This is a genomic window from bacterium (assembly GCA_035281585.1).
Lineage (GTDB): Bacteria > UBA10199 > UBA10199 > DSSB01 > DSSB01 > DATEDP01.
This window is the reverse complement of the sequence record DATEDP010000064.1, coordinates 1-6,595: the sequence shown is the minus strand read 5'-3', so window position 1 is coordinate 6,595 and position 6,595 is coordinate 1. Positions and strand designations below refer to the sequence as shown.

At 61.6% G+C, this 6,595-nt stretch carries 7 protein-coding genes; 3 read left to right on the top strand and 4 right to left on the bottom strand.

The genetic code is table 11. From position 1 onward, the window contains the following. Positions 1–811: phosphoenolpyruvate carboxylase (gene ppcA / locus VJR29_04990; protein HKY62757.1), on the top strand; the 811-nt coding region annotated here is incomplete at its 5' end. Between the two features lie 78 nt (positions 812–889). On the opposite strand, the gene VJR29_04985 is transcribed toward ppcA, so the two are convergent. Together VJR29_04985 and VJR29_04980 are read right to left on the bottom strand one after the other, a co-directional pair. After that, positions 890–1,489: a phosphatase PAP2 family protein gene (locus VJR29_04985; protein ID HKY62756.1), complete on the bottom strand. Its 600-nt coding sequence runs from the start codon at positions 1,487–1,489 to the stop codon at positions 890–892. Positions 1,490–1,616: 127 nt separating this feature from the next. Next, the gene (locus VJR29_04980; GenBank protein HKY62755.1) at positions 1,617–3,107 is read right to left on the bottom strand and encodes a leucyl aminopeptidase; all 1,491 of its coding nucleotides are present in this window, start codon (positions 3,105–3,107) and stop codon (positions 1,617–1,619) included. A 57-nt stretch (positions 3,108–3,164) separates the two neighbouring features. Here VJR29_04980 and VJR29_04975 point away from each other — a divergent pair, with 57 nt between their 5' ends. Continuing rightward, positions 3,165–3,953, top strand: a complete 789-nt coding sequence (locus VJR29_04975) for an enoyl-CoA hydratase-related protein (GenBank protein ID HKY62754.1) — start codon at positions 3,165–3,167, stop codon at positions 3,951–3,953. A 142-nt stretch (positions 3,954–4,095) separates the two neighbouring features. On the opposite strand, the gene VJR29_04970 is transcribed toward VJR29_04975, so the two are convergent. Further along, positions 4,096–5,199 (bottom strand): ABC transporter ATP-binding protein, encoded by a 1,104-nt coding sequence (locus tag VJR29_04970; protein ID HKY62753.1) that lies wholly within the window; start codon positions 5,197–5,199, stop codon positions 4,096–4,098. Between the two features lie 237 nt (positions 5,200–5,436). Between VJR29_04970 and VJR29_04965 the strand changes: the two genes are divergently transcribed. Next, positions 5,437–5,775, top strand: a complete 339-nt coding sequence (locus VJR29_04965; protein HKY62752.1) for a P-II family nitrogen regulator — start codon at positions 5,437–5,439, stop codon at positions 5,773–5,775. A 60-nt stretch (positions 5,776–5,835) separates the two neighbouring features. On the opposite strand, the gene acnA is transcribed toward VJR29_04965, so the two are convergent. After that, the coding region (gene acnA / locus VJR29_04960; GenBank protein HKY62751.1) for an aconitate hydratase at positions 5,836–6,595 on the bottom strand (760 nt) is incomplete at its 5' end.

Here is a 6,595-nt window from a genome sequence, read left to right as displayed (position 1 = left end):
CGAACGGGAGACCGGCATCGCGGTGGCCCCGATGATCGGCGCCGGCTCGCTCCGCTTTCGCGGCGGCTTGAGCCCCTCGACCGTCGATGAGTTCCTCAAGACCTATCCGGGCCTCCACACGGTCACCCTCCAGTCGAGTTTCCGTTACGACCATCCGCTCGAGGAGGTGAAGAAGGCCATCGCCAAGCTCAACCGCAAGCTCGGCAGCACCGAGCCGGTGCTCTACTCGGCCCCGGAGTTGGAACGCCTCTTCCGGCTCGACGAGCTCTTCGTCAATTATTATCGCAAGACGATCGAAGGCACCGAGACCTTCATCAACCAATTGGCCCGCTTCATTCCGGCCCGCCGGGAGCGCCTCCAGCACACCGGCCATTTCGGCTATTCGCGGCGCGTCGGCAAGGCCGGGCTGAACTTGCCCCGGGCCATCACCTTCACCGCGGTCTTCTACTCGGTGGGAATCCCGCCGGAGCTGATCGGGATGGGCCGCGGTCTCCGCGACAGCCGGAAGGAAGGCCTGCTCCCGGCGCTGGAGGGCTTTTTCCCCGAGCTGCCCGAGGTCATCCGGCGGGTCGGCCGCTATTTCAACCGCGAGAACCTCGACCTCTTGGCCAAGCGGATGCCCCACTTCGCCTACGTTCGGGGCGGGCTCGAGCACATCGAAGCCTATCTCGGGGAAAAGCTCGGCCCCCAAGAGCCCGACGAGATCATCCATCGCAATTACAGCTCCAATGTTTTGCAGAATTGGCTGCAGGGCCGCTCGCCCGAGGAAGACATCGTCAAGGCCGCTCAGGTGCGGCGGAGTTTAGGTTGATTGTAGGGGCACCCCTTGCGGGTGCCCTGTCTGAAACGGCGACCAAATCCTCGCCCAGGGCGACCGCAAGGGTCGCCCCTACAAAGAAAACACATCCTTCCGAAATCCCTGCAAGATCCACAATCCAGCCGCGGTGTAAAGCGAACCGACGATCACGTCGCTCGGATAGTGGACGCCGAGATAGACCCGCGAGAGATCGACCAGCAAAATCCCGATCAAACAGAAGCCCCAAAGCAAGATCCGGCCGGCCGCCGAACCCACCCGCGGCCAGAGGAAAACGGCGAGCAGGCCGAACATAAAAACCGCGTTGGCCGCGTGGCCGCTGGGCATGCTCAAGGTCGGCAGGATTTCCAATCCGCCTTCGGGCCGGGCCCGGCCCAATAAAACCTTGAGTCCCGAGATCGAGAGCTTGAGCAAGCCAACTCCCAGCAGATACCAGAGCCCGGTGATCCAACGCCGCCGCTGAAAAAACAGCAGGGCCGGCAGGATCAGGGCGACCAGGAAGCCGCGGGTGTCCGAAGCCTTGGTGATGAAGAAGAAGAACGAGGTCCAAGCCGGCCGCCGGGCCTCAGCCAAGCTGAAAATCGCGGCTTGATCCCAAGCCACCGCCGCGTCGAGCCGGGGCAGCAAGTAAGCCGAATACAGGATTAATGAAAGAATTAGAAAACGAATCGCCACTATTCACCCCCCTTTGAAAAAGGGGGGTCGGGGGGGATTTGACCCAAGCCTCGCGGAGATAAAGTGGCTGATTTTTTCTGCAACGGCTTTAAATCCCCCCTGCCCCCCCTTTTTCAAAGGGGGGAAACTAGAGCTGGTCGAAAAAGCGGAGCAAGGTCCGCACCAGGATGCCGGTGCCGCCCTTGGGCGAATAGGCCCAGGGCTTGTTGGCCCAGGAAGGCCCCGCGATGTCGAGATGGACCCACTTGGCTTTTTCGTCGACGAAGTTTTTGAGGAAGAGCCCGCCGTTGATCGTGCCGCCGTAGGGCCCGCCGATGTTCTGGATGTCCGCCACCTGGCTCTTCATCTCATCGACGTATTCCTCGGCCAGCGGCAGCTCCCAGATCTTCTCGCCGCACTCCTCGCCGGCCGACTTGAGCCTTTGGATCAAGTCGGCGTCGGTGCCGAGGGCCGCGCTGTAGAGGTCACCCAAGGCGACCAGGGCGGCGCCGGTCAGAGTGGCGATGTCGATGATATAATCGACCTTGCGATGCTTGGTCAGATAGCTCAAGGCGTCGGCCAAGGCCAGGCGACCCTCGGCGTCGGTGTTGAGAACCTCGATGGTCTTGCCGTTGTAGGCTCGGACCACGTCGCCCGGCCGCTGGGCTCCGCCGTCCGGCATATTCTCGGCCGAGGCGATGTAGCCGTAGACTTCGACCTTGGGCTTGAGCAAAGGCAAAAGCCGCATGACCCCGAGGATGGTCGCGGCGCCGGACATGTCGTCTTTCATCGTCTCCATGCTCTTGGGCGGCTTCAGCGAGAGCCCGCCGCTGTCGAAGACGATGCCCTTGCCGACGATGGCGACTCGGGCCTTGACCCGGCCCTTGGGGCGGTAATGCATCTCGACGAAGACCGGCGGATTGGTCGAGCCCTTGCCGACGCCGTAAAGAGCATCCATACCCATGCGCCGGAGCTGGCGGTGGTCGAAGACCTTGGTCCGGAGCCCGCGGATCTTCTTGGCCTCGCGGCCGAGGAACTCCGGCGGCTTGTCCCGAGCCGGCGTGTTGATCAAATCCCGGGCGTAGTTCACGCTGCCGGCGATGGTTTCGCCGCGCTTCAGGCCCTGAGCCAACGACTTGGCCTTCTTGGCCGAGTCGGCGACGTAGCGGATCTCGCTCAGGCTCGAAGCTTTGTCCTTCTTGCTCTTGTATTTTTCAAAGCGGTAGAGGCCGAGGACGCTGCCTTCGGCCAGGGCCTGGCCCAAGTCCTCGGCGCCGAAGGTTCCATCGGCCGCCAGCGGCACCAGCGAAACGACCCTTTTCGATTTCAGCTTCTCGGCCGCCTGGGCGGTCTTGGAAGCGACCTTACGGAAGGTCTCGAGGTTGAGCTTTTTCTTCTTACCCATGCCCATCACCAAGACATAGTCGAAGGGCACCTTGCCGTGGGCCGCGAAGAGCCGCGAGTCGCCGGCCTCGCCCTTGAAGCCTTCCTTGGTCAAAAGCCGCGCCGGCTCGGTTCCGATTTTCTTGGCCAAGGCCTTGGCCGCCGGATGATTGAGGGCCTTTTCATCGAGATAGGGCAAGACCAGGAGGTCGCCGCGGCCCAAGGAAGAAGGTCGACTTTCCACCGAAAATTTCATAACCAACACACTCCTATTTGAGGATAAATTCGAGCGCCGACTATAGCAGAGGGAGCCATGAAGGACCAATTGATTCTCGAAACGGACGAGGGCCTTTGCCGGATCCTGACCCTCAACCGGCCGGAAAGCCGGAACGCCCTCGACTTCGCGCTGGCCGAGGCGATCCACCCGGCGCTCGCGCGGGCGGCTCGGGACAAAAACGTGAAGGTCGTGGTTTTGCGCGGCGCCGGCGAGGCCTTTTCGGCCGGCGGCGACATCAAGCTCTTCCAGGATAATCTGCCGACCAGCGCCCGGGCTTTCCGCCGGATTTCCCGGGCCCTCAACCGGGCCATCGCCAAGATCGCCGAGATGCCCCAGATTGTGATCGGGGCGGTCCGCGGCCCGGCTTATGCCGCCGGCTTCGGCCTGGCCTTGGCCTGCGACCTCACGGTGGCTTCGGCGAACTCCAAGCTCTCGCCCTCCTTCATCAACATCGCGCTTTCGCCCAATGCCTCGACGACTTTTTTCCTGCCCCGCCTGATCGGGCCGAAGCGGGCCCTCGAAGCCTGCCTGCTCGGCCAAGTCTTCAGCGCCGCCGAGGCCCAGGCCTTAGGGCTGGTCAACGAGGTCTGGAGCGAGAAGGACTTCGAAAAGGAGCTGGCCCGCCTCATCGAGGACCTGGTCGCTCGGCCGACCCGCACCCTGAGCCGGACCAAGAAGGTCATTCGGGCTTCGCTCGAGCAACGCTTCGGCCGCCAGCTTCAGCTCGAGCGGCGCGAAATCGCGGCCGCTTCCGAAAGCTGGGATTTCAAGGAAGGGGTGAAGGCCTTCGTCGAAAAGCGAAAGCCGAAATTCAAGGGTAAATAACCCTCCCCCTTGCGGGGGAGGGTGGTTTTGCCTTCGGCAAAACCGGGAGAGGGGGTGTGGCAAAGCAGCAGTTGCTTAACGCCACGCCCCCTCTCCCGCTCGACTTCGTCGAGCTGCCCTCTCCCGCGAGGGGAGAGGGCGTTTAAATCTCGTAATCCGCGAAAATCAATTTCCGCATTCCGCGGCCGGCCCGCAGATTGACGTAGTGGAATTCCTCGATCTGGTAGGAAACCGAGCAGCCTTCGGCGAGCTTCTCCTGGTAGAAGATGTGCTCGGGAATGATGGCAATGAAGCGAAAGCCGTCGTCGGCCTCGACCTCGAGCTTGATGTTGATGCCGAGGAAAGAGCGGCGCACCAGCTTGCCGGCCTGGGCATAGGCGTGGGGCTTGCCCGAAATGTAGATGTCCTGGGGCCGGAAGAAAACCCGCAGCTTGTCGCCATCCTCCCAGCCGTTGTCGCCGTTCTTGGGGAAAACGTAGGGCCCGAACTTGAGGGCCGAGTCCTCGATCACCGCGTCCTGGATGTTCATCAAGCCGACGAAGTTGGCGACGAACTCGGTGGCCGGCTGCTTGTAGATCTCCTCGGGGCTGCCGCCCTGCTCGATGACGCCGTGGTTCATGACGTAGATCTTGTCGCAGATCTCCAAGGCCTCTTCCTGGTCATGAGTGACGAAAAGGCTGGTGACGTGGACTTCCTCGTGGAGCTTGCGCAACCACTCCCGAAGCTCTTTTCGGATCTTGGCGTCGATGGCGCCGAAGGGCTCGTCGAGCAGCAGCACTTTGGGCGAAGGCGCCAAGGCCCGAGCCAAGGCGACCCGCTGGCGCTGGCCGCCGGAGAGCTGATGAGGAAAGCGCCGGCCGAGGTCGCTCAAGCCCAGCAGATCGAGCAGGCTCTGGACCCGGTCCCGGATGACGCCGCTCTTGGCCTTCTGCACTTGGAGGCCGAAGGCGACGTTGTCGAAGACGCTGAGCTGCTTGAAGAGAGCGTAGTTCTGGAAGACGAAGCCGACGCCGCGTTTTTGGGCCGGCAGGGTGGTGACCTTTTCGCCGCTCAAGTAAATCTCGCCGGCATCCGGTCGCTCCAAGCCGGCGATCATCCTTAAAATCGTGCTCTTGCCCGAGCCGCTGGGCCCGAGCAGAGCGACCAAGGAACCTTCCTCGACCTCGAAGCTGACGTCCTTCACCGCCGCGAAATCCGACTTCTGACTGGTGAAAGTTTTGGAGAGTTTCTTGACCGTGACGCCCATAAATTCCTTCGAAGCTGCTTAAACCATTCCCCTCCGAGCCCAAGCAAGAAAAGAAAAGCTCTTAGGGCCAAGCCGATGGCTGCCTAAACCTGCGCCACTGCGCAAAATCGAGGCGCTTAGAGACCGTTCATTGCCTGGCGATCTTTCATAAATTATAAGTAAAATCAATAAGTTATTGACACAATCGCACTGGACTGGGCTTTGCACCAAAAAAGCTTATCCAGGAGAGGTGCATCTATGAAGAAGGTTGAAGCCATCATCAAGCCCTTCAAGCTCGATGACGTGAAAGAAGCCCTTCACGCCATGGGAATCCAAGGCATGACCATCGCCGAAGTCAAAGGCTTCGGCCGGCAAAAAGGCCATACCGAGCTGTACCGGGGCGCCGAATACCAAGTCGATTTCCTGCCCAAGATCCGCCTCGAGGTGGTCGTGAATGACGGCGACCTCGCCAAGGTGGTCGACACCATCCAGAAGACCGCCTCCACCGGCAAGATCGGCGATGGCAAAATTTTCGTTTCCGGCGTCGAAGAAGCGATTCGCATCCGCACCGGCGAAACCGGCGGCAACGCCATTTAGCGTTTTGACTCCCAGGCGAGTGCAGCCCCGGCCCGCTTCCCCCTCAAGGGCCGGGGTTTTTTATGACGCCAGCAGCTGTCGCAAGACGTACTGCAGAATTCCACCGTGGCGGTAGTAGGCCACTTCATCGGGAGTGTCGATCCTCAAGGTCACGGTGAAAGCCTTCTCCTCGCCCTGCTGGCTCCGCGCCTTCACTTGAAGCTTTTGGAAGGGCTTGAGCTGGGCGTCGATCCCCTCGATGCTGATCTTTTCCCGGCCGTTCAGCCCTAAGGCCAGCCAAGTCTGGCCTTCTTCGAACTGCAAAGGCAAGACGCCCATCCCGACCAAATTGCTGCGATGGATCCGCTCGAAGCTCTCGGCGATGACGGCGCGGACCCCGAGCAGGTTGGTTCCCTTGGCCGCCCAATCGCGGGAAGAGCCGGTGCCGTACTCCTTGCCCGCCAAAACCACCAGCGGGACGCCCTCTTTTTGGTATTTCATCGCCGCGTCGTAGATCGACATCTGCTCGCCCTCGGGCAGGTGGAGGGTCACTCCGCCTTCGGTCCCGGGGATCATCAGGTTCTTCAGCCGGATATTGGCGAAGGTCCCGCGCATCATCACTTCGTGGTTGCCGCGGCGGGCGCCGTAGGAGTTGAAATCCTCCGGCTTGACCCCCAAGGATTGGAGGTATTTCCCGGCCGGCGAGCTGGCCTTGATCGAGCCGGCCGGCGAGATGTGGTCGGTGGTCACCGAGTCGCCGAGCAGCGCCAGGATCCGGGCCTCGCGGAGGTCCTGGACCGGCTGGGGCTCGCGGGGCATGTTTTCGAAGTAAGGCGGATAT